General features: G+C 69.9%; 21 protein-coding genes. 12 read left to right on the forward strand and 9 right to left on the reverse strand.

Annotated features, from left to right (window positions below; genetic code table 11):
- The first annotated feature begins 69 nt into the window (after window positions 1–69).
- From G9Q41_RS12335 to G9Q41_RS12345, 3 genes are read left to right on the forward strand one after another with little or no spacing between them, the layout of a single operon-like run.
- Window positions 70–1,095 (forward strand): ABC transporter substrate-binding protein, encoded by a 1,026-nt coding sequence (locus G9Q41_RS12335; protein ID WP_165633321.1) that lies wholly within the window; start codon window positions 70–72, stop codon window positions 1,093–1,095.
- On the forward strand, window positions 1,092–2,129 hold the full coding sequence (locus G9Q41_RS12340) for an iron chelate uptake ABC transporter family permease subunit (protein ID WP_165633322.1): 1,038 nt from the start codon (window positions 1,092–1,094) through the stop codon (window positions 2,127–2,129). Before G9Q41_RS12335 ends, G9Q41_RS12340 begins: the two co-directional genes overlap by 4 nt.
- 22 nt (window positions 2,130–2,151) lie before the next feature.
- Complete coding sequence (locus G9Q41_RS12345) at window positions 2,152–2,931, forward strand: ABC transporter ATP-binding protein (RefSeq protein ID WP_165633323.1); 780 nt, start codon at window positions 2,152–2,154, stop codon at window positions 2,929–2,931.
- Between the two features lie 105 nt (window positions 2,932–3,036).
- Here G9Q41_RS12345 and G9Q41_RS12350 read toward each other — a convergent pair whose 3' ends face one another.
- Window positions 3,037–3,621 carry an NAD(P)H-dependent oxidoreductase gene (locus G9Q41_RS12350; protein WP_165633324.1) on the reverse strand — a complete coding sequence of 195 codons (585 nt, stop codon included), beginning with the start codon at window positions 3,619–3,621 and terminating at the stop codon, window positions 3,037–3,039.
- Between the two features lie 497 nt (window positions 3,622–4,118).
- Here G9Q41_RS12350 and yidC point away from each other — a divergent pair, with 497 nt between their 5' ends.
- Together yidC and G9Q41_RS12360 are read left to right on the forward strand one after the other, a co-directional pair.
- On the forward strand, window positions 4,119–5,312 hold the full coding sequence (yidC, locus tag G9Q41_RS12355; protein WP_165633325.1) for a membrane protein insertase YidC: 1,194 nt from the start codon (window positions 4,119–4,121) through the stop codon (window positions 5,310–5,312).
- A gap of 187 nt (window positions 5,313–5,499) precedes the next feature.
- On the forward strand, window positions 5,500–6,291 hold the full coding sequence (locus tag G9Q41_RS12360; protein ID WP_092526565.1) for a Bax inhibitor-1/YccA family protein: 792 nt from the start codon (window positions 5,500–5,502) through the stop codon (window positions 6,289–6,291).
- A gap of 159 nt (window positions 6,292–6,450) precedes the next feature.
- On the opposite strand, the gene G9Q41_RS12365 is transcribed toward G9Q41_RS12360, so the two are convergent.
- Complete coding sequence (locus tag G9Q41_RS12365) at window positions 6,451–7,671, reverse strand: acetyl-CoA C-acetyltransferase (protein WP_092526568.1); 1,221 nt, start codon at window positions 7,669–7,671, stop codon at window positions 6,451–6,453.
- A 405-nt stretch (window positions 7,672–8,076) separates the two neighbouring features.
- A complete protein-coding gene (locus G9Q41_RS12370; protein ID WP_092526571.1) occupies window positions 8,077–8,988 on the reverse strand; it encodes an SGNH/GDSL hydrolase family protein in 912 nt (303 codons plus the stop codon).
- Window positions 8,989–9,372: 384 nt separating this feature from the next.
- Between G9Q41_RS12370 and G9Q41_RS12375 the strand changes: the two genes are divergently transcribed.
- The 4 genes from G9Q41_RS12375 (at window position 9,373) to G9Q41_RS12390 (ending at window position 14,295) form a co-directional block, all read left to right on the forward strand.
- Window positions 9,373–10,740 carry a cystathionine beta-synthase gene (locus G9Q41_RS12375; RefSeq protein WP_092526574.1) on the forward strand — a complete coding sequence of 456 codons (1,368 nt, stop codon included), beginning with the start codon at window positions 9,373–9,375 and terminating at the stop codon, window positions 10,738–10,740.
- A gap of 95 nt (window positions 10,741–10,835) precedes the next feature.
- Window positions 10,836–12,203 carry an RDD family protein gene (locus tag G9Q41_RS12380; RefSeq protein ID WP_165633326.1) on the forward strand — a complete coding sequence of 456 codons (1,368 nt, stop codon included), beginning with the start codon at window positions 10,836–10,838 and terminating at the stop codon, window positions 12,201–12,203.
- 175 nt (window positions 12,204–12,378) lie between these two features.
- A complete protein-coding gene (locus G9Q41_RS12385) occupies window positions 12,379–13,029 on the forward strand; it encodes a hypothetical protein (protein ID WP_092526579.1) in 651 nt (216 codons plus the stop codon).
- 126 nt (window positions 13,030–13,155) lie between these two features.
- Window positions 13,156–14,295, forward strand: a complete 1,140-nt coding sequence (locus G9Q41_RS12390) for a cystathionine gamma-synthase (protein WP_092526582.1) — start codon at window positions 13,156–13,158, stop codon at window positions 14,293–14,295.
- Between the two features lie 45 nt (window positions 14,296–14,340).
- On the opposite strand, the gene G9Q41_RS12395 is transcribed toward G9Q41_RS12390, so the two are convergent.
- Window positions 14,341–14,616 (reverse strand): hypothetical protein, encoded by a 276-nt coding sequence (locus G9Q41_RS12395; protein ID WP_139186599.1) that lies wholly within the window; start codon window positions 14,614–14,616, stop codon window positions 14,341–14,343.
- A 155-nt stretch (window positions 14,617–14,771) separates the two neighbouring features.
- Window positions 14,772–15,977, reverse strand: coding sequence for a 4-hydroxyphenylpyruvate dioxygenase (hppD, locus tag G9Q41_RS12400; protein WP_092528020.1), 1,206 nt, complete (start codon window positions 15,975–15,977; stop codon window positions 14,772–14,774).
- A gap of 164 nt (window positions 15,978–16,141) precedes the next feature.
- On the opposite strand from hppD, the gene G9Q41_RS12405 reads away from it, so the two are divergent.
- Entirely contained in the window at window positions 16,142–16,627 is a 486-nt protein-coding gene (locus G9Q41_RS12405; protein ID WP_092526587.1) for an Lrp/AsnC family transcriptional regulator, read from the forward strand.
- Between the two features lie 373 nt (window positions 16,628–17,000).
- Here the strand turns inward: G9Q41_RS12405 and greA are convergent, their stop codons facing one another.
- Together greA and G9Q41_RS22350 are read right to left on the reverse strand one after the other, a co-directional pair.
- Window positions 17,001–17,489, reverse strand: coding sequence for a transcription elongation factor GreA (gene greA / locus G9Q41_RS12410; protein ID WP_347567580.1), 489 nt, complete (start codon window positions 17,487–17,489; stop codon window positions 17,001–17,003).
- Window positions 17,490–17,666: 177 nt separating this feature from the next.
- The gene (locus tag G9Q41_RS22350; protein ID WP_165633328.1) at window positions 17,667–18,116 is read right to left on the reverse strand and encodes a DUF4307 domain-containing protein; all 450 of its coding nucleotides are present in this window, start codon (window positions 18,114–18,116) and stop codon (window positions 17,667–17,669) included.
- 181 nt (window positions 18,117–18,297) lie between these two features.
- Here G9Q41_RS22350 and mca point away from each other — a divergent pair, with 181 nt between their 5' ends.
- Window positions 18,298–19,179 (forward strand): mycothiol conjugate amidase Mca, encoded by an 882-nt coding sequence (gene mca / locus G9Q41_RS12420; protein ID WP_092526596.1) that lies wholly within the window; start codon window positions 18,298–18,300, stop codon window positions 19,177–19,179.
- Window positions 19,176–19,709 (forward strand): hypothetical protein, encoded by a 534-nt coding sequence (locus G9Q41_RS21550; protein ID WP_207631266.1) that lies wholly within the window; start codon window positions 19,176–19,178, stop codon window positions 19,707–19,709. The genes mca and G9Q41_RS21550 overlap by 4 nt, the downstream gene beginning before the upstream one ends.
- A gap of 89 nt (window positions 19,710–19,798) precedes the next feature.
- Here G9Q41_RS21550 and G9Q41_RS12430 read toward each other — a convergent pair whose 3' ends face one another.
- Entirely contained in the window at window positions 19,799–22,462 is a 2,664-nt protein-coding gene (locus G9Q41_RS12430) for a polynucleotide kinase-phosphatase (protein ID WP_165633329.1), read from the reverse strand.
- Window positions 22,459–23,856 (reverse strand): 3' terminal RNA ribose 2'-O-methyltransferase Hen1, encoded by a 1,398-nt coding sequence (locus G9Q41_RS12435; RefSeq protein WP_242687405.1) that lies wholly within the window; start codon window positions 23,854–23,856, stop codon window positions 22,459–22,461. The genes G9Q41_RS12430 and G9Q41_RS12435 overlap by 4 nt, the downstream gene beginning before the upstream one ends.
- Window positions 23,857–23,939 lie beyond the last annotated feature (83 nt).

Below are 23,939 nucleotides of genomic sequence, written 5' to 3' on the forward strand. Positions count from 1 at the left end.
TCGCATCCGAACCGGCGGTTCGAATGCCCGCGAGGCTCCGCGCTCGAGCCTTCCGACGGAGAGGAACCTATGCGTGGACCGTCCCGGTCACTGTCGCTGTGCTGTCTCACGCTGCTCACAGCAGGTCTGCTCACCGCCTGCGGCGGTGGATCCCCCGACTCCTCCGGGCGGAGCGCGCCCGGGTACCCGCGAACCGTCGAGAACTGCGGCAGGCAGGTCACCCTCGACGCCCCGCCCGAACGGGCCGTCTCCCTGGACCAGGGATCCACCGAGATCCTGCTCTCCCTCGGCCTGGCCGACCGCGTGGCGGGCACGGCGACCTGGACCGACCCGGTGCTGAAGTCCCTGGAGGAGGCCAACTCCGGGGTCCCCCGGCTCGCCGACGACACCCCCTCCTACGAGCGGGTGCTGGCCGAGGAACCGGACTTCGTCTCGGCCTCGTTCGAGAGCACCGTGAGCCGGGTCGCCTCGCGGGAGAAGTTCGCGCAGCTCGGCGTTCCCACCTACGTGGCCCCCGCGGACTGCGCCAAGAACAACGCCGGGGACGGGGACGGCTCGCGCTCCGAGCAGCTGCGGATGGACCGGATCTACCAGGAGATCGAGGACCTCGCGCGGATGTTCGACGTCGAGCAGCGCGGCGCGGAACTGGTCGACGAGCTGCGGAGCAGGATCACCGCGGCCACCGAGGACATCGATGCCTCCGGAGTGAGCGTGCTCTACTGGTTCGCCAACAAGGAGTCGCCGTACATGGCGGGCTGCTGCGGCGCGCCGGGGATCATCACCGACCGGATCGGCGCGCGGAACGTCTTCGACGACACGCACCAGGAGTGGCCGCAGATCAACTGGGAGACGGTGGCCGAGCGGAATCCGGACGTGCTCGTGCTCGGCGACCTCACCCGCGAGAGCCAAACCGCGGAGGAAGCCGAGCAGAAGATCCGGTTCCTGGAGTCCAACCCGGTCACCAAGCACATGGACGCGGTGCGCAACGAGCGCTACATCGAGCTGAGCGGGGCCGCGATGAACCCGTCGATCCGCACCGTGAACGGAGTGGAGCGGGTGGCCGCCAAGCTGCGCGAGTTCGGTCTCGTCGAATGAGGTCGCCACTCACCCGCTCGGGCGGGGTGGGCACCACGGCCCTCTGGCTGGGCGGGCTGGTCCTGCTGTGCCTGTCCGTGGCCTTCACCATCACGATAGGACCGGCCGACATCGCGGTGCCGAACGTGTGGGCGGTGGTGGCCGACCACCTCGGCCTGGGCGACTCCGGGCTCTCGCTGATCCGCGAGGGGATCATCTGGAACCTGCGGCTGCCCCGGACGGTGCTGGCCGCCGTCTGCGGGGCCGGGCTCGGACTGTGCGGCGTGGTCATGCAGTCCCTGCTGCGCAACCCGCTGGCCGACCCCTACGTGCTGGGGATCTCCTCGGGCGCTTCCACGGGGGCCGTGTCGGTGGTGGTGCTGGGGCTCGGCAGCGGAGTGGCCACGCTCTCGCTCGGAGCTTTCCTCGGTTCGCTGTGCTCGTTCACGCTGGTGCTCGTGCTGAGCCACGTCGTGGGCGGCACGGCCGACCGCGTGATCCTGTCCGGCGTGGCGGCCATGCAGCTGTTCTCGGCGCTGACCTCGTTCGTGGTCATGTCGGCAGGCGACGCCGAGCAGACCCGGAGCGTGCTGTTCTGGTTGCTGGGCTCGCTGTCCGGAACCGGGTGGTTCGACGTGGCCTCGTGCCTGCTCGCGCTGATCGTGGTGCTGCTGGTGTGCCTGGCCAAGGCCACCGCGCTGGACGCGTTCACCTTCGGGCAGGACGCCGCCGCCTCGCTCGGCGTCTCCGTGACCCGCACCAGGACGGTGCTGCTGATCGCGACCGCGTTGCTCACGGCGACCCTGGTCAGCTCGGCGGGCGCGATCGGCTTCGTCGGACTCGTGCTGCCGCACGCCGCTCGGGCCCTGGTCGGATCGGGGCATCGCGGCTTGCTGCCGACCACCGCGCTGGCCGGGGCGATCTTCCTGGTGTGGATCGACACGATCGCGCGCACCGCGCTCGACCCGAAGGAGATCCCGGTGGGGGTGATGACCTCGTTGATCGGTGTTCCCGCCTTCGTGGTCATCCTCTACCGCACCCGCAAGACGAGTTGATCGCGAGAAGGGGGACGGCGCCGTGGGATTGCTCGCCGACCGGGTTTCCTGGCACGTCGGCGGCAGGTTGATCGTCGACGAGGTCAGCCTCGAGCCCGAGCCCGGCTCGACCGTCGGGCTGCTGGGGCCCAACGGCTCCGGCAAGTCGACCCTGTTGCGGCTGCTGTCCGGAGTGCGCGGCGCTTCGTCCGGGGAGGTCCGACTCGACGGCGTGCAGATCGACCGGGTGGGGCGCAGGAACGTCGCCCGCAAGGTCGGACTCGTGGAGCAGCAGGCCGACACCGGGGTGGACATGAACGTGCTCGACGTCGTCCGACTGGGTCGGGTCCCGCACCGGCGTGCCTGGTCGGCGGAGACGGCCGCCGACGAGGAGGCCGTTCGCTCCGCTCTCGAGTACACGGAGCTGTCGGACAAGGCGCGGCGCTCCTGGCACACGCTGTCCGGTGGTGAGCGCCAGCGGGTGCAGATCGCGCGTGCCCTGGCCCAGCAGCCGCGGGAGCTGCTGCTCGACGAGCCGACCAACCACCTGGACATCCGGCACCAGCTCGAACTGCTCGGTCTCGTGGTGCGCATCCCGGTGACCAGCGTGCTGGCGCTGCACGACCTGAACCTGGCCGCCATGTTCTGCGATCAGCTGATCGTGCTGCGGGAGGGCAGGGCGGTGACCTCGGGCAAGCCCTCCGAGGTGCTCACGCCGGAGCTCATAGCCGATGTCTACGACGTGCGGGCCGGGGTCTCCCCGGACGGTCCGGAGGGGCGCCCCGCGGTCCGCTTCTTCCCCGGCAAGCCCTCGGAGCGCTGAGCAGAGCGCCGGGCCCCGCGAGCGGGTGCGGAACGGTTCCACCGGGCGCACCCGCCCGCGATTCAGCCCCTGAGGTCCGCTGCCCCCCCCGCGAGGGCGGCTGGTTCAGCCGAGGTAGGGGCGCTTCTCCTTGGCCTCGACCAGCGCGCGGGCCCACCAGGCCAGGTCCTCGAACATCGTCTTGGCCGCGGTGCTGCTGCCCGCCTGGTCCACCGGAGCACCGTCCTCGTCGAAGGCCGATTGGCCCCCGTGGAAGCTGACCGTGTCGCGCACGGTCGTGGCGCGCACCTCGGCGAAGACCTGACGCAGGTTCTCCACGGCGTGCAGGCCACCGGCGATGCCTCCGTAGGAGACCAGTCCGACGGGCTTGGCGTACCACTCGACCTTGTGGTGGTCGATCACGTTCTTCAGCGCGGCGGGGAAGCTGCGGTTGTACTCGGGGGTGACCACGACGAAGGCGTCTGCTGCGCCGAGCCGCCGCCGCAGCTCCTCGGCCGATCCCCGGCAGCCGGGGATCGGCTCGCCGGTCATGTCGAGGGACAGCCGGAACTCGGCCAGGTCGATCAGGTCGACCTCGAACTGCTCGAACCGTTCTGCTTCGCTCGCGACCCAGCGGCCGACGGTGGGGCCGAAGCGGCCTTGACGGACGCTGCCGATGATCACGGCGAGGCGGAGGGCGTTCGAACTCATGGTGCTCCTTCGTTCTCGGGGAGCCGGTCGGTTCCGGCTGCGGCGACGTGAGTCAAACTAGGACTTCGAGTAAGGTTCAAGTCAACTCTTCGGCGGAGACTTCGCCGGGGAGGGCGTCCGCCCGGTGTCCGCTGTGATCTCCGCGTCCTTCCGGGGTGTCCGCGCTCGGCAGGCCGCGCGTACAATCACGTGGGTGAACAGCGCCGTGCTCTCCGTTTTCGGAGGGGCCCCGCGGGCGACTCCGCATGAGACCTCCCGCGCGGTCCGCTCGTGCGCGCGAGCCCGCTGAGCTCGCGCCGGTCGGACCGGGGGGTTTCGGGAGCCCTTCTCCGGGCGGTCCGGTGTCGCGCGGTCGAGGCGGCTGTGGGGGTTCCCGCGCGTCGTGATCGGATTCGGTCGTGGCACCCTGGCAGGGCTGAGCCCTGCGGTGCGTACGGGGTGCGGTTGTGCAGGTGAAGCCCGGAGGAGCACGCCGGGCGACGACCAGGAGTGAATGAGTGGCGGACTTCTTCGGCTTTATCCTCTACCCGGTGTCGGCCATCCTGTGGTTCTGGCACGCGATCTTCGGCGCGCTGTTCGGGAAGGACCAGGGCATCAGCTGGGTGCTCGCGGTCTTCTTCCTGGTGTTCACCCTGCGCGTCCTGCTGCTCAAGCCCGCGCTGAGCCAGATCCGCGCGGGGCGGAAGATGCAGAAGTTCGCCCCGCAGATGCAGAAGATCCGCGAAAAATACAAGAACGACCGCCAGAAGATGATGCAGGAGATGCAGAAGATGCAGTCCGAGCAGGGGGTCAACCCCCTGGGCGGCTGCCTTCCGGCTCTCGTGCAGATTCCGGTCTTCCTGAGCCTTTTCCACGTGCTGCGGAGCTTCAAGCCGGACGAGGACAGCAACTTCGTGTTCGGCCAGGAGGGCGTCACCTCCTTCATCAACGCCGACATCTTCGGGGCCAAGCTCTCCAACACCATCACCCAGTCCGAGCAGCAGCTGGAGAACTTCGGGACGAGCAGGCCCGAGATGATCGCGGTGGGGATCCCGCTGATGATCGTCGCGTCGGTGGCCACCTTCTTCACGATGCGCATGTCGATGAAGCGGCAGTCGGACGCGGCCATGGCCAATCCCCAGAGCGCGATGATGGGCAAGGTCATGATGTACCTCGCCCCGATCGGCGCGCTGGTCTCCGGCTGGTTCCTGCCGATGGCCGTGCTGTTCTACTGGCTGGCCAACAACGTGTGGACGCTCGGCCAGCAGCACTTCCTCACCAACAAGGTGGATCGCGAGGAGCAGCGCCAGAAGGAGCGCGACCTCGAGGCCAAGAAGGAGGCTCCCCGCCCCAAGCCCGGGCAGAAGCCGAAGCGCTCGGGCGAGTCGGCCACCGCGGTCGAGGGAACCGTCGTGGAGGACTCGCCCCCCGAGGCGTCCGAGAACGGGACGGGCTCCGAGGGCGGTTCCGGCAAGCAGGGGAGTTCTTCCGGTGCCGGGGCGAAGAAGTCCGGTTCCGGAGCCAAGACGAGCTCCGCGGGCAAGTCGAGTTCCGGGGCCAAGTCGAACGGGACGCCGGGCGGCAAGTCGAGCGGTGGTTCGAAGGGCGGCGCCAAGTCCGCGGGTGGTGCCTCCGGAAAGAAGGGGCCGCAGCAGAAGAGCCGTTCCGGCAAGCAGTCCGCGGCGCAGCGGAGCCAGAAGAAACGCCGCTGAATCCGCGTGACGTGGAGCACCTCCTCTGGGGATTTTCGCGCGCTCGCCGGGGCTCTCTCGATCGGTCGGGTGAGGTGGTGGGGGAAATCCTCGAATACGGGTAAAGTGTTTTTTACGTGACATGGAACCGTGCGCGGTTCTCGATCGTTGTAACGGGTGACGGCGCACGCACGCCCGGGAGGATGAGTTGCGCACAAGCAGTAACCCTGCGTTCAAGAACCTGCCCAAGGGTGGGTACGCGAACTTCAACTACGGCCAGCCCCCCGGGGGCTCGTTCGGTGGAGGCGGACAGGCCACTGCCCCCAAGCAGGCCGGACGTCCGCTGACCATCGACGATGTCGTGACCAAGACGGCCACCACGCTGGCGATCACGATCGGTACCGCGGCCGCGACCTACTTCATCGCCGGGCCGCAGGCCATGGCGCTGGCGCTGCCCGCGGCGATCGTCGGATTCGTGCTGGCGCTGGTCAACATCTTCAAGAAGAAGGTCAGCCCCGCGCTGGTGATCGCCTACTCGGCGGTCGAGGGCGTGTTCCTCGGCGGGATCAGCTTCATGTTCGCCGCGATGGTCAATCCAGCCATCATCGTGCAGGCGATAGCGGGCACGATGGGTGTGTTCGCCGCCATGCTGGTGGTCTACAAGACCGGGGCCATCCGGGTGACGCCCAAGTTGACCAAGTGGATCATCGGGGCCGCGGCGGGCGCCTTCACGCTGATGCTGATCAACCTCGTCGCCGGCTTCTTCGTCGAGGGCGGTATCGGCATCAGGGACGGTGGTCCACTGGCCATCGGCTTCAGCCTGCTGTGCATCGGGATCGCCGCGTTCGTCTTCCTGCTGGACTTCGACGCGGCGGACCAGGCCATCAAGAGTGGTGTGGACGCCCAGTACTCCTGGTACATCGCCTTCAGCCTGATGGTCACGCTGATCTGGCTCTACCTGGAGATCCTGCGGTTGCTGTCCTACCTGCAGAACGACTGACCGAACGTCCAGCAGAGCCCTTCCAGGGCGTTCGCTCGTGGGGAGGTCCCGGCGCGGGGCCTCCCCACGAATCGTTGCGTCACAGTTTCGCCGGCGCGTCTCGCCGGGTGGGGCCCGTCGGGAGCACCCCGACGAACCCCACCCGTGCTCGGGCCGGCCTCAGCTGAGCCGTTCCAGGACCATGGCCATGCCCTGTCCGCCGCCGACGCACATCGTCTCCAGACCGAACTGCTTGTCGTGGAACTGCAGCGAGTTCAGCAGCGTGGTGGTGATGCGGGCACCGGTCATCCCGAACGGGTGTCCCACGGCGATCGCCCCGCCGTTGACGTTGAGCCTGTCCAGCGGAACGCCCAGCTCCCGGTAGGAGGGGATCACCTGGGCGGCGAACGCCTCGTTGATCTCGACCAGGTCCATGTCCCCCGCGCTCATGCCGGCCCGGCCGAGCGCCTGGCGGGAGGCCTCGACGGGGCCGAGCCCCATGATCTCCGGTGACAACGCGGAAACCCCGGTGGACACGATCCGGGCCAGCGGCGTGAGCCCGAGCTGCTTCGCCTTGTGGTCGCTCATGACGACCAGGGCCGCGGCCCCGTCGTTGAGCGGGCAGGCGTTGGCAGCGGTGATCCTGCCGTCCGGGCGGAACACGGGCTTGAGCCCGGAGACCGACTCCTTGGTCACGCCCGCGCGTGGGCCGTCGTCGGTGTCGACCACGGAACCGGAGGGAGTGGTGACCGGGGTGATCTCGCGCTGCCAGAACCCGTTGGCGTTGGCCTTCTCCGCCAGGTTCTGCGAGCGGACCCCGAAGTCGTCCATCTCGTCCCTGCTGATGCCCTTGGCCCGCGCCAGGTTCTCGGCGGTCTGCCCCATCGGGATGTAGACGTCGGGCAGCTCGTCGAACTCGCGCGGGTCGGTCCAGTCGTTGGCACCCTGCTCACCGGTTCGCTGCGTGCGCTGCTGAGCCTGGTTGAACAGGGGGTTGGTGGTCTCGGGCCAGGAGTCGGAGTTGCCGTTGGCGAAGCGGGAGACCGCTTCCACGCCCGCGCTGATGAACACGTCGCCCTCGCCCGCCTTGATGGCGTGCATGGCCATCCGGGTGGTTTGCAGGCTGGAGGAGCAGTAGCGGGTGATCGTGGTTCCGGGCAGGTGGTCGTAGCCGAGCAGCACCGAAACCACCCGGCCCATGTTGAAGCCCTGCTCCCCGCCGGGCAGGCCGCAGCCGAGCATCAGGTCGTCGATCTCGCTCGGGTCGAGTTCCGGAACCTTGTCCAGGGCCGCGCGCACCATCTGCGCGCTCAGGTCGTCCGGGCGCATGTCCACCAGCGATCCCTTGCCCGCGCGGCCGATGGGGGAACGCGCTGTTGCGACGATGACTGCTTCGGTCATGACGCGACTCCTTCGTGGTTGCTGCGTCTCGCTCGCTCGGATTCGTGTGGGCGAGCCGGCTCACCTACACGACGAATGTGCTCACCCTAGGTGCTGTGTCGCCGTTGTCGTAGTGACCGCCGTCATAGTAAATCCGTATACCGACCGGATGGTACGCCTGCTCAGGGGTTGTTCGGTTGGATGATCCAGCCCCGAGAGCTCCGACTCCGGACTCGCGGGCTCCTCGAGCGAGTTCGTCGGCCGGCTCGGCACCTCCGGAGCCGGCAGCGCCGAAACTCGTGGACAGGAACTCCAGGAAGAAGGGCACTGTCCAACGCGAGCGCTTACGAGCCTGCGCAGTCGGCCGACCGCGGGAGGTTCCGCCAAGCAAGCAGCCACGCCAGGGGAGAGCGGTGAACAACCCCTTCAAGTATCGGTGCGCCTGCCCCACCTCAGATTCAAGCGGGCGACGAAGCGGCGGGTCGGCCTGCGGGCCTCCACGGCCGCCGATCGCCTGGGCGGGGTGGGCACGGGAGCGCCCTCCCAGGCCCCTATGGCGTCGCACAGCTTCGGCAGCAGCATGTCGGTGGCCATCTCGTAGCCCGCCGCGGAGGGGTGGAAGCGGTCCGGGCCGAACAGCTCGACCGGACGGGTGAGGAACTCGGGGGAGAGCAGGTCCGCCAGCGGGACGGCGTGTCCTCCGACGCGTTCCACGGCACGGCGCTGCTCTCCGGCCAGCCTCAGGCTGTACCTGCCCGCGAGCGAGCGCAGCGGCTGCGGAATGGGCCGGATGGCCCCCAGATCGGGGCATGTTCCCACCACCACGGCCGTGCCCGCCCCGGTCATGGCGCGGACGGCCTCCTCCAGCAGCTGCGCGCTGGTGCGCACCGGCAACCGCGAGGTGACGTCGTTGGCCCCGATCAGCACCAGCGCCAGTCGCGGCGGTTCGCGCAGCACCGCCTCGGTCTGCGGGGTCAGGCTCCGGCTCGTCGAGCCGACGATCGCGTGGGTGCGCAGCCGGATCGGCCGTTCCAGTTCCTCGGCCAGCCCCGTGGCCAGCCGCACCCCGGGCAGTTCGCTGGCCATCTCGACGCCGAGCCCGGCCGCGGAGGAGTCGCCGAGCACGGCGAAGTCCACCGGCGCCTCCGCGGGTTCAGCGAGGGGTCTGCCCGCGGGGAAGTAGGTGCCGTCGGCGCACAGCGGATCATCCGTGCTGAGGCCGATGACGCGGCGGGCGTGCCTGGACTGCCCGTTCAGCAGGCCGTAGGCGACGCCGGACAGCCCGCCGACCGAGGCGGTGCCGACAGCGACCAGCCGCAACAGTCGCACAGCGATCATCGTTGCCTCCTGCGCTCCTCGCGGACGCCACCTGGTGCCGGTTCCCCGAATGGTCGGTCCGCGCGGCCCGCTTCGCACCCGCTCTCGAGCAGGATGCGGGTAGCGGCGAACCGCGCAAACGGTTCCCCGGACAACGTCGCCCGGTTTTCCCAACCGGTTGTGAACCGGAAGTGGAACTTCACGTGACCGTTCGGTTTCCACTCGCGCGGCCGCCGGGGCCTTTCGGCGTGTTGCCGTCAACCCCCGGCGTGAGCGTTCGCGGGCGGGCGGGGAAACTGCCAGTGGGGGAATCAGTCGGAACCGGGGTAAGCACCAGGAAGAACAGTCGTGCACGGGTGCTGCCGGGCTTCGCAACACACACCGAAACGAGGAGAGGGACCCGCGGTGGACTACGTCGAGCACGTGGCCGAACTTGTCGGCGACACGCCGTTGGTGAAGCTGAATTCACTGACGCGCGGACTGGATGCACCGGTGCTGGCCAAGGTCGAGTACTTCAATCCGGGCGGAAGCGTCAAGGACAGGATCGCCGAGCGGATGATCGAAGCCGCGGAGTCCTCCGGGGAGCTGCCTCCCGGCGGCACGATCGTCGAGCCCACCTCGGGCAACACCGGGGTGGGGCTGGCGATGATCGCTCAGCGCAAGGGCTATCGCTGCGTGTTCGTCTGCCCGGACAAGGTCAGCGAGGACAAGCGCAACGTCCTGGAGGCCTACGGCGCGGAGGTCGTGGTCTGCCCCACCGCCGTTCCCCCGGAGCACGAGGACTCCTACTACAGCGTCTCGGACCGGCTGGCGGCCCAGGACGGCTACTGGAAGCCGAACCAGTACAACAACCAGTCCAACCCCGAGTCCCACTACCACTCCACCGGCCCGGAGATCTGGGAGCAGACCCAGGGGCGCGTGACGCACTTCGTCGCCGGGATCGGGACGGGAGGCACGATCTCGGGTGCGGGCCGTTACCTGAAGGAGGTCTCCGACGGCCGGGTCCGCATCGTCGGTGCCGATCCGGAGGGCTCGGTGTACTCCGGTGGCAAGGGGCGGCCCTACCTGGTCGAGGGGGTCGGCGAGGACTTCTGGCCGACGACCTACGACCGGGAGATCTGCGACGAGATCGTTTCCGTTTCGGACGCGGACTCCTTCCGGATGACCCGCGAGCTCGCCCAGCGCGAGGCGCTGCTGGTCGGTGGTTCCTGCGGCATGGCCATCGTGGCCGCGCTGCGCGTCGCCGAGCGCGCCGGGCCGGACGACGTGGTCGTGGCGCTGCTGCCCGACAGCGGGCGCGGCTACCTGACCAAGGTGTTCAACGACTCGTGGATGGCCTCCTACGGGTTCCTCTCGCCCGACCACGGCGGCGGTTCGATCGGGGACGTGCTGACGCGCAAGGACGGCACGATGCCCGAGCTGGTGCACGTCCATCCGAACGAGACGGTCGCCGAGGCCGTGTCGATCCTGCGCGAGTTCTCCGTCTCCCAGATGCCCGTGGTAAACGCGGAACCGCCCATCATGGCGGCCGAGGTGGCCGGGGCGGTCAACGAGCGCGACCTGCTGGACGGGCTGTTCGCCGGGAGGGCCAATCTCGCGGACCGGGTGGAGACGCACATGTCGCCGCCGCTGCCGACCATCGGGGCGGGGGAGGACATCACATCCGCCATGCGGGCGCTGCGGAACGCGGACGGAGCCATGGTGCTGGTGGACGGCAAGCCCGCCGGTGTGGTCACCAGGCAGGACGTTCTCGCGTTCATCGCGGGACGATGAGTTTTTGTTACACGTCGACCCCTGCACGTTACGCGGTCGGATAGCGTAGGCCGTGTACACGCCCAGGTTTACGCCCAAGGGGGTAGGAAAACCCGATGAGCTCCCCACAAACACCCGAAGGTGGTAACCAGGAGCAGCAGCCGGACACGTCCGCGCAGCAGCAGTCCGGCGCTGCCGACACCAATGAGTCCACTCCGGACTCGACGCAGATGATCTCCTCGCGGATGGACCCGCAGCAGTCGCAGGAGTCGGCGGGCGAGCAGCAGGACGACCGCGCTTCCGGCTCCGACTCCACGCAGGTCGTCAACCCCGCGCAGATGGTGCAGCAGGCCGACCAGGCCGCTGCGACGCCCCAGAATCAGCAGGAGGGAGGGGGTGGGGCGACCCAGGTCGTTCCGCCTTCCATGCAGCCACCACAGCAGCCCATGTACGAGCAGCCGGGACTGCAGCAGCCCCAACCCGGGGTGCAGGGTCAGCCGCAGCCGGGAATGCAGCCCCAGCCCGGGATGCAGGGCCAGCCCCAACCGGGGATGCCCGGGCAACCGGGTATGCAGGGACAACCGGGGATGCAGGGACAACCCCAGCCCGGCATGCCCGGTCAGCAGGGGACCCCGAGCGGTGGCTTCCCCGCGCAGCAGCCTCCGGGGCAACCGGGCGGGTACGGTGGTCCGCCCCCGCCGCCTCCGGGGCAGGCTCCGGGCGGTGCCCAGGGAGCGGGGGTCGTCCCGGTCGGTCCGCCCGTCGAGTTCGGGGCCAGGGCGAAGAGCTGGTTGATCGACTACCTGGCGCCCGGTGTGGTGTACAGCATCCTCTACGGAATCGGAATGGTCGTGGGGATGTTCTCTGTCCCAGGCCTCCTCCTCATGCTCCTGGCCAACCTGGTCTTGTTGGCGTTCGTCATCTGGAACAGCGGGTACAAGCAGGGCACCACCGGCCAGTCCCTCGGCAAGGGCGTCGCCAAGACCATGCTGATCAGTGAGCACACCGGGCAGCCGATCGGCTTCGGCAACGCCTTCCTGCGCTACCTCTGCCACATCCTCGACGGGATGCCGCTCGGCATCGGCTTTCTGGCCCCGCTGTGGGAGCCCAAGAAGCAGACCTGGGCGGACAAGATCATGGCTACTGTCGTGGTTCCCGCGGTTCCGGCCGGACCGGGAGGACCTCCCGGACAGCCGCCGATGGGCGGGCAGCCGGGCATGCCCCCGGGGCAGCCCCCCTACGGTCAGCCGCAGCCCGGGATGCAGGGGCAGCCCGGAATGCAGGGGCAGCCGGGGATGCAGGGCCAGCCGCAGCCGGGCCAGCCGATGCCCGGTGGCCAGCCCATGCCCGGTCAGCCCATGCCCGGACAACCTCAGCCCGGTCAGCCCCAGCCCGGGCAACCCTACGGCCAGCCCTACGGACAGCCTTACGGACAGCCCTACGGCCAGCCGGGTGGCTACCCGCAGCAGCCACCGCAGTGGTGACCGGAATCCCCGCAGCAGTGCCGGTGCCCGCCGAGCTCGCTCGCCGTTCGCGAGGCCGCGCGGTGCCGGCCTCCTGAGCACTCCTCCGCGGGCGGGTCCGCGGCCTTCCGCGGTCGCGAGCCCGCCCGCGAGCTCCTCTCACCAGCCGTGATCCCCAGCAGCCGAGGGAAGTGCCGTGCATCCTCCTCAACCGCCCGGTGGTCAGCAGTTCGCCCAGCCCGCTCCGGGACAGCAACCGCACGGGGGGCAGGCCTGGCCCGCCGGGACCGAGCAGACCGGGTCCAGCGGAATCACCTCCTGGGTGGCCGCCCTGCTCGGCTGCTTCGTCGCGCTCGGCACCCAGGTGGGCATGCTGGTGATCCTGCTCAACCGGGCCAGTACGGACCTCCGCGACGTGCTGGCGGCCGTCGGGAGCATCGCGGTGCTGTCGGTTCCCCCGCTCGTGGGCGCCAGCGGCGTCCTCGCCCGCAAGCGCTTCGGCAGGTGGCTGCTGATCGGCGGACTGGTGCTGCCCGTGGTCCTCTACGGGTGGATCACCTACGTGGATCCGCTGCTGTGGCCGCTGTGCTTCTTCGTGGGGTCGCTGGCGGCGATCGCGCTCGCCCTGTCCCCGACCACGGGGAACTACCTGCGCGAGGGGGACCTTCCGGACGCGGCCGCGCAGGCCGCGGCGTACCAGCCCGTCCAGCCCGCTCACGCGATGGGACAGCAGCCCTTCGGTGACTACCAGGGATTTCCGGGCGGGTACGGATACCCGCAGTGGGATCCGCAGTGGAACCCCCGGGGAAGCGGTTACCCGCAGGGGCAGTGGCCGAACCAGCACTGAGCGGGCCTTCCGGTCGAGTCGCCGCCGGACCCGGCGGAGTCCGGATGCTCACCCGGCCAGGGGAGAGCGGAGCGGCCCGCAGAGCCGAGTTCGAGCAGGTGAGTGGCGGACAGTAGAGTCCCCGACATGACCGACGGTTTCGCCACTCGCGCCATCCACGCTGGGCAGCATCCCGACGAATCGACCGGTTCGGTGATCCCGCCCATCCACGCGACGTCCACCTACACCCAGGACGGGGTGGGAAACCAGCGCGCCGGTTACGAGTACTCCCGCACCGGCAACCCGACCCGCACCTCCCTGGAGGAGTGCCTGGCAGCGCTCGAGTCCGGCACTCGCGGACTCGCGTTCTCCTCCGGGATGGCGGCCACCGACGCGGTGCTGCGTTCCGTGCTGCGTCCCGGTGATCACCTGGTCATCCCCGACGACGCCTACGGCGGGACCTTCCGGCTCGTCGACAAGGTGCTGACCGGTTGGGGCGTCGAGTACACCCCGGTGCGCATCTCGGACCCGGACGCCGTCCGGGCCGCGGTGCGCCCGAACACGAAGGTGCTCTGGGTGGAGTCGCCGACCAACCCGCTGCTGAACATCGCTGACCTGGCCGCGCTGGCCGAGGTCGCCGGGGAGACGTCGACGAAGCTGATCGTGGACAACACCTTCGCCTCCCCGTACCTGCAGCAACCGCTGCGACTCGGCGCCGACGTGGTGGTGCACTCGACCACCAAGTACCTGGGCGGGCACTCCGATGTGGTCGGCGGAGCCGTGATCACCTCCGACGAGGAGCTGGCCGACGGCGTGGCCTTCCTGCAGAACACCACCGGAGCGGTTCCCGGGCCCTTCGACGCCTGGCTGACCCTGCGCGGGGTGAAGACCCTTGCGGCGCGGATGGAGCAGCACAGCGCCAACGCGGCCAGGATCGCCGCCGCCCTGCACGAGCACCCGAAGGTGACCCGGGTCTTCTACCCAGGCCACGCCGACCACCCCGGCCACGAGGTCGCGGCAGGGCAGATGCGGCGCTTCGGGGGGATGGTCTCGTTCACCCACGCCGACGGGGAGCAGGCCGCCGTCGACGTCTGCTCGCGCACGCGACTGTTCACGCTGGCCGAGTCGCTCGGCGGGGTGGAGTCGCTGATCGAGCACCCCGGCAGGATGACTCACGCCAGCACGACCGGTTCGCTGCTGCAGGTCCCGTCCGAGCTGGTCCGCGTGTCGGTCGGCCTCGAGGACGTGGACGATCTGCTGGAGGACCTGCTGGCGGCCCTGGAGTAGCGGGTTCGGTGGCGCGGTGTCCGGAAAGCGGGATCCGGACACCGCTCACGAATCCACCTCGGGGGATCGCTGCCCGGAACCGTCGAAGCGGTGGGGCGGGTCCTGCCGGGACGGGGCCTCGTGCTTCGCGCGCACCGGCAGGTCCTCACGGCTGACGCAGCCGTTCACCAGTTCGAGAACTCCGCCGCGCCGCTCGTAGCTGCCTGGGTCCTCGCACCCCGCACCGACCACTGTGAACACCGCTACGGCGCACAGCGCGGTCGCGGTGAGGATGCCCGCCACCAGCGACATCGCTCCTCCAGCGGTGCTCGCTCGCGTCATGAGACCTCCAGGGGCGCCACGGCGGCCTGACCACGCATCCGTGCCGCTGTGAACGACTGTGCGACACCGAGCGTACCCAAAGCGTCCCGGCAGCACCCCGGTCGCGAGCTCTCCCTCACGAGCTCCCCTCGCGCCCCTCCGCGGTTCCGGTGCGCTCAGAGGTTGCCGCGCAGCTCCTGCTCCCGCTCTATGGCCTGGAAGAGCGCCTTGAAGTTGCCGATCCCGAAGCCGAGGGAACCGTGCCTCTCGATGAGTTCGAAGAACATGGTCGGTCGGTCCCCGATGGGCTTGGTGAATATCTGCAGCAGGTAGCCGTCCTCGTCCCTGTCCACGAGGATCCCGTGCTCCTTGAGGGTCTCGATGGAGGTGCGGACCTGCCCGATCCTGGCCCGCAGCTGCGGGTCGTCGTAGTAGGAGGCGGGCACCTCCAGGAACTCGACGCCGGCAGCGCGCATCGCCCGGACGCTACCGATGATGTCGTTGGTGGCCAGGGCGATGTGCTGGCATCCCGCCTGACCGTAGAACTCGAGGAATTCGTCGATCTGCGACTTCTTCCTGCCCACGGCGGGCTCGTTGAGCGGGAACTTGACCCGGTGGTTGCCATTGGCCACGACCTTGCTCATCAGCGCCGAGTACTCGGTGGCTATGTCGTCGCCGACGAACTCCGTCATGTTCACGAACCCCATGACCCTGTTGTAGAAGGCGACCCACTGGTCCATCTCGCCCATGGGGACGTTGCCCACGCAGTGGTCGATCGCCTGGAAGACGCGCTTCGGGGCGCCCTCGGGCTTGCGATACCCGCTCGTCCTGGCGACGTAGCCGGGCAGATAGGGGCCGGAGTACCGGGAGCGGTCGACCAGGCTGTGCCTGGTCTCCCCGTAGGTGGCTATCGCCGCCAACCGGACCGTTCCCCGCTCGTCGGACAGTTCGTGCGGCTCCTCCAGCACGACGGCCCCCTGGGAGCGGGCGTGCTCGAGGCACCTGTCCACATCGGTCACCTCGAGGGAGAGGTCGGACACTCCGTCGCCGTGCGCCCGGTGGTGGTCGGCCAGCGGGCTGTTCGGGTCGACGGCCCCCTTCAGCACGAACCGGGCCGAGCCGGACTCCAGCACGTAGGCCCGGTGGTCCCGGAAGCCGGTTTCCGGTCCCCGGTAGGCGACCAGCCGCATCCCGAGGGCGCTCTGGTAGAAGACCGAGCTCTGCGTGGCGTTGCCCGCGACGAACTCCACCGCGTCCATCGACCTGACGGGGAAGGGGTCCTGGGACGGGTCGTGCTGGACCAGCCCCACGAGCTGCTTCATCTGGTCGAAGGTCACGTCGTCGCGTTCCGCGGTGCTGCTCCGGTTCGTGGCTTCGGTCATGGTCGCCTCCCGCTGCGCTGGGACTCCGTTCCGCATCAGCGTGCGAGCACCGGGCACTCTGCGCAACAGGCGCTTCCGCGGCTGTACAAATTGCTCGATTCGTGCTCGCTTTGCGGGGGAGCGGTTGCTCATCCTGTACTGCCGGAAGATGTTGGGAGCGTGTCATGTCCACCACGGCGGGTGACGGTGTTCTGGACGAGCTCGACGCTCGGCTGCTGCTCCTGCTGTCCGACGAACCCAGACTGGGGGTGTTGGAGTGCTCGCGCAGGCTCGGTGTGGCGCGCGGCACGGTGCAGGCGCGAATGGACCGCATGGTCCGCAAGGGGGTGCTGCGCGGCTTCCCACCGGAACTCGACCTGGCCGCGGTGGGTTACGGGTTGACCGCCTTCGCCGTGCTGGAGATCGCGCAGGGGCGGCGTGGTGTGGTCGCCGAGCAGCTCTCCGCGATCGACGAGGTCTGCGAGGTGCACGCCACGACCGGGCAGGGCGATCTGTTCGTGCGGATGGTCGCGCGGTCCAACGACGACCTGCAACGCGTCATAGATCGGGTGGTGGCCGTGGAGGGGGTGCGGCGCACCTCCACCTCGATAGCGCTGTCCACTCCGGTTCCGCCCCGGGTTCGTCCACTGCTGGAGCGGATGGCCGGGTGATGTTCTCCGCGCGTGCCGCTGCCCGCGCACTCACTTGTCCGCGTGCTCACCGGAGAAGCGGGGCAGGGCGGACGGGCCCGGCACCCGGTTGAACGTTTCGCGCGAAACGTCCAACCGGGTATCCACGAGCAAACGGCGCCTCGGGCCCTCGTCCACGAGCGACGGGGCGCGTCCTCACGCGCGAGGAACGCCCCAGCGGGGCCGGCGAGGCGCATGAGCGCACGTGGCCGCCTCGTGAATCGAACACCGTGATTGGCTGGGGGGCGAGGAGCCGATTAAGAGGGCTCATCGCGGCTTCTTTCGAGGTCACAGTGCCGAAAGCTTCATGCTGAGCCCGCAGCACGACGGAAAAGCCACGACGGAAAAGCCCGGCTCAGCCCTGGAACGGCTCGGCCTTGATCAGGGTCACCTGCATCTTGCCGCCGTTGGGCAGGTCGTACTCGCACACGTCACCCTCCCGGGCGTCCAGGAGAGCCTGGCCGAGCGGCGAGTTCGGCGAGTAGACTTCCATGTCCCCGTGCGCGCCTTCCTCGCGGTTGGCGAGCAGGAACTTCTCCTCCTCGTCCTCACCCTCGAAGCGCACGGTAAGTACCGATCCGGGACGCGCGACGCCCGACTCGGTCGGCACGTCACCGACCTTCGCGTTGCGCAGCAGCTCCTGCAGCTGGCGAACGCGGCTTTCCAACTGGGCCTGTTCCTCGCGAGCGGCGTGATAACCGCCGTTCTCCTTCAGGTCGCCCTCTTCACGAGCTTCGTTGATCTTCGCAGCGATCGCCGGGCGCTCGGCCACGAGCTCGTCCAGCTCACTCTTGAGCCGGTCGTAAGCGTCTTGGGTCAGCCATGTCGCCTGGGTATCGCTCACGGTCACCACTCCTCGTCGACTGTGGCTCCGCACTCCGCGGGCCGCTATCTTCCGCACCCCGAAGAGCTCGGAATGGAAAAACACGGCCCGTGCGGGACCGTGCTGGTAGCGACAATAACACGAAACAGGGCGTGCTGTGAGTGATTTCGTCAGCACCTCCGGCGTGCGGAGGTAACTTCACCCGGATGGCCGTTCGTTCGGATCGAGGTAACGGGGGACATCATAGGAGCAGCCGAAGACCTCCCCGGTGACGGGTGGGGCCGAGGTTTTCAGCACGGTGCGGCGGTAGGTGGTCGGCTGCCCGGCGGGGAGGTAGACCTCGGCCCGTCCGACCTCCTTGCCCGAGTGCCCCCTGGCGCGGACCACGCACTCGGCCGATCGGGTGGGGTCGTCGCGCCGGACCTCCAGGGTGATCCGGACCGATTCGTCACGGACGTCGAAGGTGGCGGCCTTGCCCTCGATGGGGGCGCTGCCGAAGTTGGAGTAGGCGGCCACCGAGGCCCCGATCCCCGCGAGCAGCACCAGCGTGCCCAGCACCCACACGGGCCACCGCCTGCCGCGGCCCTTCCGGGGGGAGCCGTACCTGCCTTCGGGGGGTCCGCCGGGGGTCTCGGATGAACTCGTCACGGTCTTCGCCTCTCGACGTCCTGTCGGATCGCCTGGTCCGGAGCCGAACCTGCCTCCCACCGGTGTCACCGTTCGGGAACAATGGAAGGGCACCTTCGGTTGAGTATCCCTGGGGTGTGCCGCCCGTACTCGGTGGGGGCGGTACAGGTGTCGACAGCCAGACGGGAAGGATTACCGGACAATGGCGGAGAGGCTTCGCCTGATGACTGTGCACGCCCATCCGGACGACGAGTCCAGCAAAGGGGCGGCCAGCACGGCGCGTTACGCCGCAGAGGGAAACGACGTGATGGTCGTCACCTGCACCGGCGGTGAGGCGGGCAGCATTCTGAACCCTGCGATGGATCGGCCGGGTGTGGTCGAGAAGATGCCGGAGATCCGGCGCGAGGAGATGGCCCGCGCGGCCGAGATACTCGGTGTGCAGCACCGGTGGATGGGCTTCGTGGACTCCGGTCTACCCGAGGGAGATCCCCCGCCGCCGCTGCCGGAGGGGTGCTTCGCCCGGCAGCCGCTGGAGGTGCCCACGGCGGAGCTGGTGCGGCTCGTGCGCGAGTTCCGCCCGCACGTGGTGGTTACCTACGACGAGACCGGCGGGTACCCGCATCCCGATCACGTGAAGTGCCACGAGGTGTCCATGGAGGCCTTCGACGCCTCCGGCGACCCCGAGCGCTTCCCGGAGCAGGGGCAGCCGTGGCAGCCGTTGAAGTTGTACTATTGCCACGGTTTCTCGCGCAGGCGCATGGAGCTGTTCCACGATTCGCTGCTCGAGCGCGGCCTCGAGTCGCCCTACGAGGAGTGGCTGCGCAAGTGGGACGGATCCCGTCCGGACCCCTACGAGCGAGTGACCACGCAGATCGAGTGCGCGGACTACTTCGAGGTGCGCGACGAGGCACTGCGGGCCCACGAGACCCAGATCGATCCGAACAGCCGTTGGTTCGCGGTGCCGTTGGACATCCAGCGTTCCGTCTGGCCCACTGAGGACTACGAGCTGGTGCGATCGCTGGTGGACACGACGTTGCCGGAGGACGACTTGTTCGCCGGAGTGCAGGAGCGAGTGCACGCATGACGGTGCTTGGGTATACGGCGGTGCTCGCGACGGGGGCGCGTCCTGCGCTCTCCGCGCTGGCGCAGGACTCCGGACCGGGAGTGGAGAGCGACAACTTCGGCAAGTCCACCCCGTTGGGCTTGTTCCTGGTCCTGGTGCTGCTGATTGCGATCGCCTTCCTGGCCCGCTCGTTGAGCAAGCAGCTGCGCAAGGTGCCGGAGCGGTTCGACGAGCAGCGGGCCGCGGCAGCCGCTCCCACGCGGGTCAGGCGAGCCGAACGCGCCCGTGCCGCTGCGCAGGGCACGGGCGAGTCGGACGAGGGCACCGCCGAACCCGCGGCCACGGAGGAGGCCACCACTTCCGCGGAGTCGGGACGGTCCTCCGAATCCGGGGATTCCGGAGGGGAGCTCTCCGCCCAGGAGACCGCGACGCGGAAGGCCACCACGCAGGACGCCGCCGCGGGCGACTCCGCCGCGGGCGACTCCGCCGCGGGCGACTCCGCCGCGGGCGAGGACTCCGCGGAGTCTCGTGCGCGGGGGCGTGAGGCTTGAGCGGAACTCTCCCGCCGAGCGGTCGCGGGAGTTCCCGCTCACATCCGCGTGGAACGGCCCGCACGGGCGGACCGTTCCGCGCGGAGTGATCACAACCGGGGATCCACCGGGTCCGACTCGAGCGCCAGCACGGCGGATACGCACTCGTGGATTCGCCACAGCGGTTCACCGGCGGCGAGCCGGTCGAGCGCCTCGAGTCCCAGGCCGTGCTCGCGCAGCGCGAGCGATCGTTTCCTGCCCAGGGAGCGCTTCCGCAGCCGCTCCAGGTTGTGCGGCTCGGTGTACTCCGGCCCGTAGACCAGCCGCAGGTACTCCCCGCCCCGCACCTTCACCCCGGGTTGGACCAGCCCGTTCCGGCCGCGCAGCGCGGCCGTGCGCGGTTTGACGACCACGCCCTCCCCGCCCGCGGCGGTCAGTTCCTCCCACCACTCGGTGGCCGCGGCGACAGAACCCGCGTCGTCGATGTCGACCGCGCGTCTCCCGGTCGTGCGGAACAGCCCCGGATCGGCTGCCGCGAGCCGGTCGGCCGTGGCCAGGTGCCACTCCTGCTCGCTGTCGCCGTACGCCCGTCCCTCGCTCGCCAGCACCCGGAACGGCGCGAGCCGCACCCCCTCGATCCCGTCGACCGGGTGGCAGTGCGCGCGGTAGGCCGTGCGGAAGCGCTCGACATCGGCCTGCCTGGACTCGAACCGGGTCCGCAACGCGGCCACGTCGACTCCGCGCCGCTCCGCCTTGCGCAGGCCGCGCAGCGTGCTCCGCAGCGCGCTCTCACCCGCCGTGGCCGGGCCCGCGTACTGCTCGTCGACCAGCCCCGCGGCCTTGGCGTTCCAGGGCAGCAACTCCGCGTCCAGCAGCAACCAGTCGGTGCCCAGCTCTTCCCACAGGCCGGTCCGGCCCACGGCGGCGTGGGCTCGGGCGAGCAGCGCGGCCGAGGTCGGCTCGTCGAAGAACGCCCGTCCGGTGCGGGTGTGGACCACTCCCGGCGTGCCCGCGGGGCGGGGTTCGACCCCGAATCTCTCCCGCGCGGTGCGGTCGTCGCGGCACAGCAGCACCACGGCGCGCGAGCCCATGTGCTTCTCCTGGCACATCAGCTCCCGCACTCCTTGCTTCCGGTAGTCGGCGAAGGCCCGCTCCGGGTGTTCCAGCAGCTCACCCTCGGTCACCGTGGAGCAGGGCGGCATCGTCGGCGGCAGGTACAGCAGCAGCCGGGGGTCGATCGCGAACCTGCTCAGCACCTCCAGGGCGGCGGCGGACTGCTCCGCACCGATCGTCAGCCTGCCGTGGTGGCCGGTGTGCACCACGCGGCGTCCGGACACGTCACCGAGGTCGAGCGTTCCCGGTTCGCGGCGCGGGGTCCGCTCGGCGGGAGCGCGCCGCTCGCTGCTCTCCCGGGCGGCCGGCTCGTGGTTGCGCAGCGGACGTGCCGGTTCGTGGTTGCGCAGCGGACGTGCCGGTTCGCTGTAGACCCGCTCCGCCGGTACCGACACCGTCTCCCGCTCCGGGTAGCGCAGCGCGGTGAGCTCCCCGCCGAACACGCACCCCGTGTCCAGGCACATCGTGTCGTTGATCCACTCGGCGGAGGCCACCGGGGTGTGGCCGTACAGCACCGTCGCCCCGCCCCGGTAGTCCCTGGCCCAGGGGTAGCGCACCGGCAGTCCCCACTCGTCGGTCTCACCGGTGGTTTCGCCGTACATCGCGATCGCGCGCACCCGCCCGGAGGCCCTGCCGTGGTAGCGCTCCGGCAGCCCCGCGTGCGCCACGACCAGGTTCCCGCCGTCCAGCACGTAGTGGGCGGTCAGCCCGTCGCAGAAGTCGCGGGCACGTCGGCGGAAGTCCGCGCCCAGCTCGTCGAGCTGCTCCAGCGTCTCCCGCAGCGCCTCCGAGATCCGCACCTTGCGGCCGTCGAGGGCCTTGACCAGCTTGTGCTCGTGGTTGCCGATGACCGCCAGCGCGTTGCCCGACCCGACCATGCCCATGACCAGCCGGAGGACGCCCGCGCTGTCCGGTCCCCGGTCCACCAGGTCGCCCAGCAGCAGCGCGCGTCTGCCCGCCGGGTGCTCGGCGTCGACCGCGTTCCCGTCGGCATCGCGCCGCAGCCGGTAGCCGAGCTCGCTCAGCAGTGCTTCCAGCTCGACGCGGCAGCCGTGCACGTCGCCGATCACGTCGAACGGTCCGGTGTCGGAGCGGCGGTTGTTCAGCAGTCGGCTCCACCGGAGTTCCGCCGAGTCCGCCTCGGACTCGGAGCGGAGCACGTGCACCCGGCGGAAGCCCTCCCGGCGCAGTCTCTTCAACGAGTGGCGCAGGTCCTTGCGCTGCCGCCGCACCACACCCGGACTCGGGGCCTCCGGGCGCTCGGCGTTGCGCCGGAGGCAGACGCTCTCGGGCATGTCGAGCACCACGGCCACCGGCAGCACGTCGTGCTCCCGGGCGAGCCGGATCAGCGACTCCCTGGCGTGGGTGTGCACGTTCGTGGCGTCCACGACGGTCACCCGGCCCGCAGCCAGCCGCTTGCCCGCGATGTGGTGCAGCACCTCGAAGGCGTCGGCCGTCGCGGCCTGGTCGGTGGGGTCGTCGGCCACCATCGCGCGGCAGTGGTCGCTCGACAGCACCTGGGTTCGCGGGAAGTGCCTGGCGGCGAAGGTGGACTTGCCGGAGCCGGAGGCACCGACGAGCACGATCAGCGCGAGCTCGGGCAGCTCCAGCTCGGTCCCCGCCGAGTCCGCGCTCGCGTCCCCGGTCTCGGTCTCGGTCATGATGTCGTTCCCCCGTCGGAGAGGTCGTCTCGGGTGAACACGGCCAGCTGGGTGGGCTGTCCGAGCCGCTGGTCGGCTTCGCCGACGCCGCTGGAGGTCGCCGTGTATCCGTGGGTGCTCGCGACCCGCCGCGTCCACTCCGCGAACTCGGCGCGGTCGAACTCGAAGCGGTGATCGGGATGGCGCGTCCCGCCGACCAGCTCCGGGAAGTGCGCGTTGTACTCCGAGTTCGGGGTGGTCAGCACCACCAGGGCCGGGCGCGCGTGCCCGAACACCGCGTGTTCCAGCGCGGGCAGCCGCTCCGGGTCGACGTGCTCGATCACTTCCATGAGCACGGCGGCGTCGTAGCCGGTCAGGCCGGAGTCGGTGTAGGTCAGCGCGGACTGGCGGAGTCGGATCCGGCGGTTCTCGCGTTCCGAGCGCCGCTCCAACCGCAGGGTGCGCTCGGCGGCCCGCAGCGCACGGGTGGAGACGTCCACCCCCAGGATCTCGCCGAACTCCGCGTCGTCGAGCAGGTCCCGCAGCAGTTTGCCGTCGCCGCACCCAAGGTCGACCACCGAGCGGGAGCCGGTAGCGCGCAGCACTTCCAGCACGGCGGCCCGGCGCTGCGCGGCCAGCGGGCGCGTCTCGGTGACGTCGTCCTCGTGGTCTGTCCCCGCATCGCCGGTGAGCCGGCGCAGCGCCTCGTCCACCAGCGGTCGCGCGTGCACCAGGTAGCGCCCGCTGATCAGCTCCCGCTCGGGGTGGCTCGCCAGCCAGGCCCCGCCCGCGCGCAGCAGCTTGTCGATCTCGTCCTGGTCGACCCAGTAGTGCTTGGCGTCGTCGAGCACCGGCAGCAGCACGTAGAGCTGGTTCAACGCCGCGGAGACGGTGTGCTCGCCGCGCAACGTGAGCCGCCCGTACCGGGTAGCTCCCCGGTCGGGATCGTGCAGCACCTCGTGCTCGACTTCCCAGCCCAGCGGTTCGAACAGGCGGCGCGGCAGTTCCGGCTCCCGGCCGTGCGGCACGGCGGGCAGCTCGATCCGCAGCGGTACGGCTCGGGTGGCCAGTTCGGGCCGTGCCGCGCAGCGGCCGGCCAGGGCGGTCCGGAACACCTTGCCCAGCGCCACCGCCAGCAGCGAGGAGGCCACGTAGGGGCGGTCGTTGACGTAGGGTCCCAGCGCCCGGGAACCGCCCTGGCGGGCCTGCCGCGCCAGCTCCACCGGATCGGTCTCCAGCAGCAGCGCCGCGGTGCACTCGTACTCGTCGGCGCGCGGGTAGTACACGTGCGCCCTGCCCGCCATCACGTCGAAGGACTGCGCCCGGTCGGGATGCTTGTGCAGCAGGAACCCCAGATCGCTGTCCGGGCCTTCCCCCAGAGTGGTGCTCAACGTCAACAACACGGGCATCAGCATGCCTCGCGATCTCCGCGCCGCGCAGCCGATTTCCGATACGGGGTCGGTCCCTTTTCCCGCTCGGCGTTCGGGCTGCCGTGCAC

The sequence above is a fragment of the Actinopolyspora sp. BKK2 genome, assembly GCF_011291845.1.
Lineage (GTDB): Bacteria > Actinomycetota > Actinomycetes > Mycobacteriales > Pseudonocardiaceae > Actinopolyspora > Actinopolyspora saharensis.

Excerpts from the sequence above, each read along its gene's own strand:
- G9Q41_RS12335 (WP_165633321.1), top strand. The coding sequence starts at position 70 with ATGCGTGGACCGTCCCGGTCACTGTCGCTGTGCTGTCTCACGCTGCTC.
- G9Q41_RS12340 (WP_165633322.1), top strand. The coding sequence starts at position 1,092 with ATGAGGTCGCCACTCACCCGCTCGGGCGGGGTGGGCACCACGGCCCTC.
- G9Q41_RS12350 (WP_165633324.1), bottom strand. The coding sequence starts at position 3,621 with ATGAGTTCGAACGCCCTCCGCCTCGCCGTGATCATCGGCAGCGTCCGT.
- G9Q41_RS12365 (WP_092526568.1), bottom strand. The coding sequence starts at position 7,671 with ATGACCGAAGCAGTCATCGTCGCAACAGCGCGTTCCCCCATCGGCCGC.
- G9Q41_RS12370 (WP_092526571.1), bottom strand. The coding sequence starts at position 8,988 with ATGATCGCTGTGCGACTGTTGCGGCTGGTCGCTGTCGGCACCGCCTCG.
- G9Q41_RS12380 (WP_165633326.1), top strand. The coding sequence starts at position 10,836 with ATGAGCTCCCCACAAACACCCGAAGGTGGTAACCAGGAGCAGCAGCCG.
- G9Q41_RS12390 (WP_092526582.1), top strand. The coding sequence starts at position 13,156 with ATGACCGACGGTTTCGCCACTCGCGCCATCCACGCTGGGCAGCATCCC.
- G9Q41_RS12395 (WP_139186599.1), bottom strand. The coding sequence starts at position 14,616 with ATGACGCGAGCGAGCACCGCTGGAGGAGCGATGTCGCTGGTGGCGGGC.
- hppD (WP_092528020.1), bottom strand. The coding sequence starts at position 15,977 with ATGACCGAAGCCACGAACCGGAGCAGCACCGCGGAACGCGACGACGTG.
- G9Q41_RS12405 (WP_092526587.1), top strand. The coding sequence starts at position 16,142 with ATGTCCACCACGGCGGGTGACGGTGTTCTGGACGAGCTCGACGCTCGG.
- mca (WP_092526596.1), top strand. The coding sequence starts at position 18,298 with ATGGCGGAGAGGCTTCGCCTGATGACTGTGCACGCCCATCCGGACGAC.
- G9Q41_RS21550 (WP_207631266.1), top strand. The coding sequence starts at position 19,176 with ATGACGGTGCTTGGGTATACGGCGGTGCTCGCGACGGGGGCGCGTCCT.
- G9Q41_RS12430 (WP_165633329.1), bottom strand. The coding sequence starts at position 22,462 with ATGACCGAGACCGAGACCGGGGACGCGAGCGCGGACTCGGCGGGGACC.
- G9Q41_RS12435 (WP_242687405.1), bottom strand. The coding sequence starts at position 23,856 with ATGCTGATGCCCGTGTTGTTGACGTTGAGCACCACTCTGGGGGAAGGC.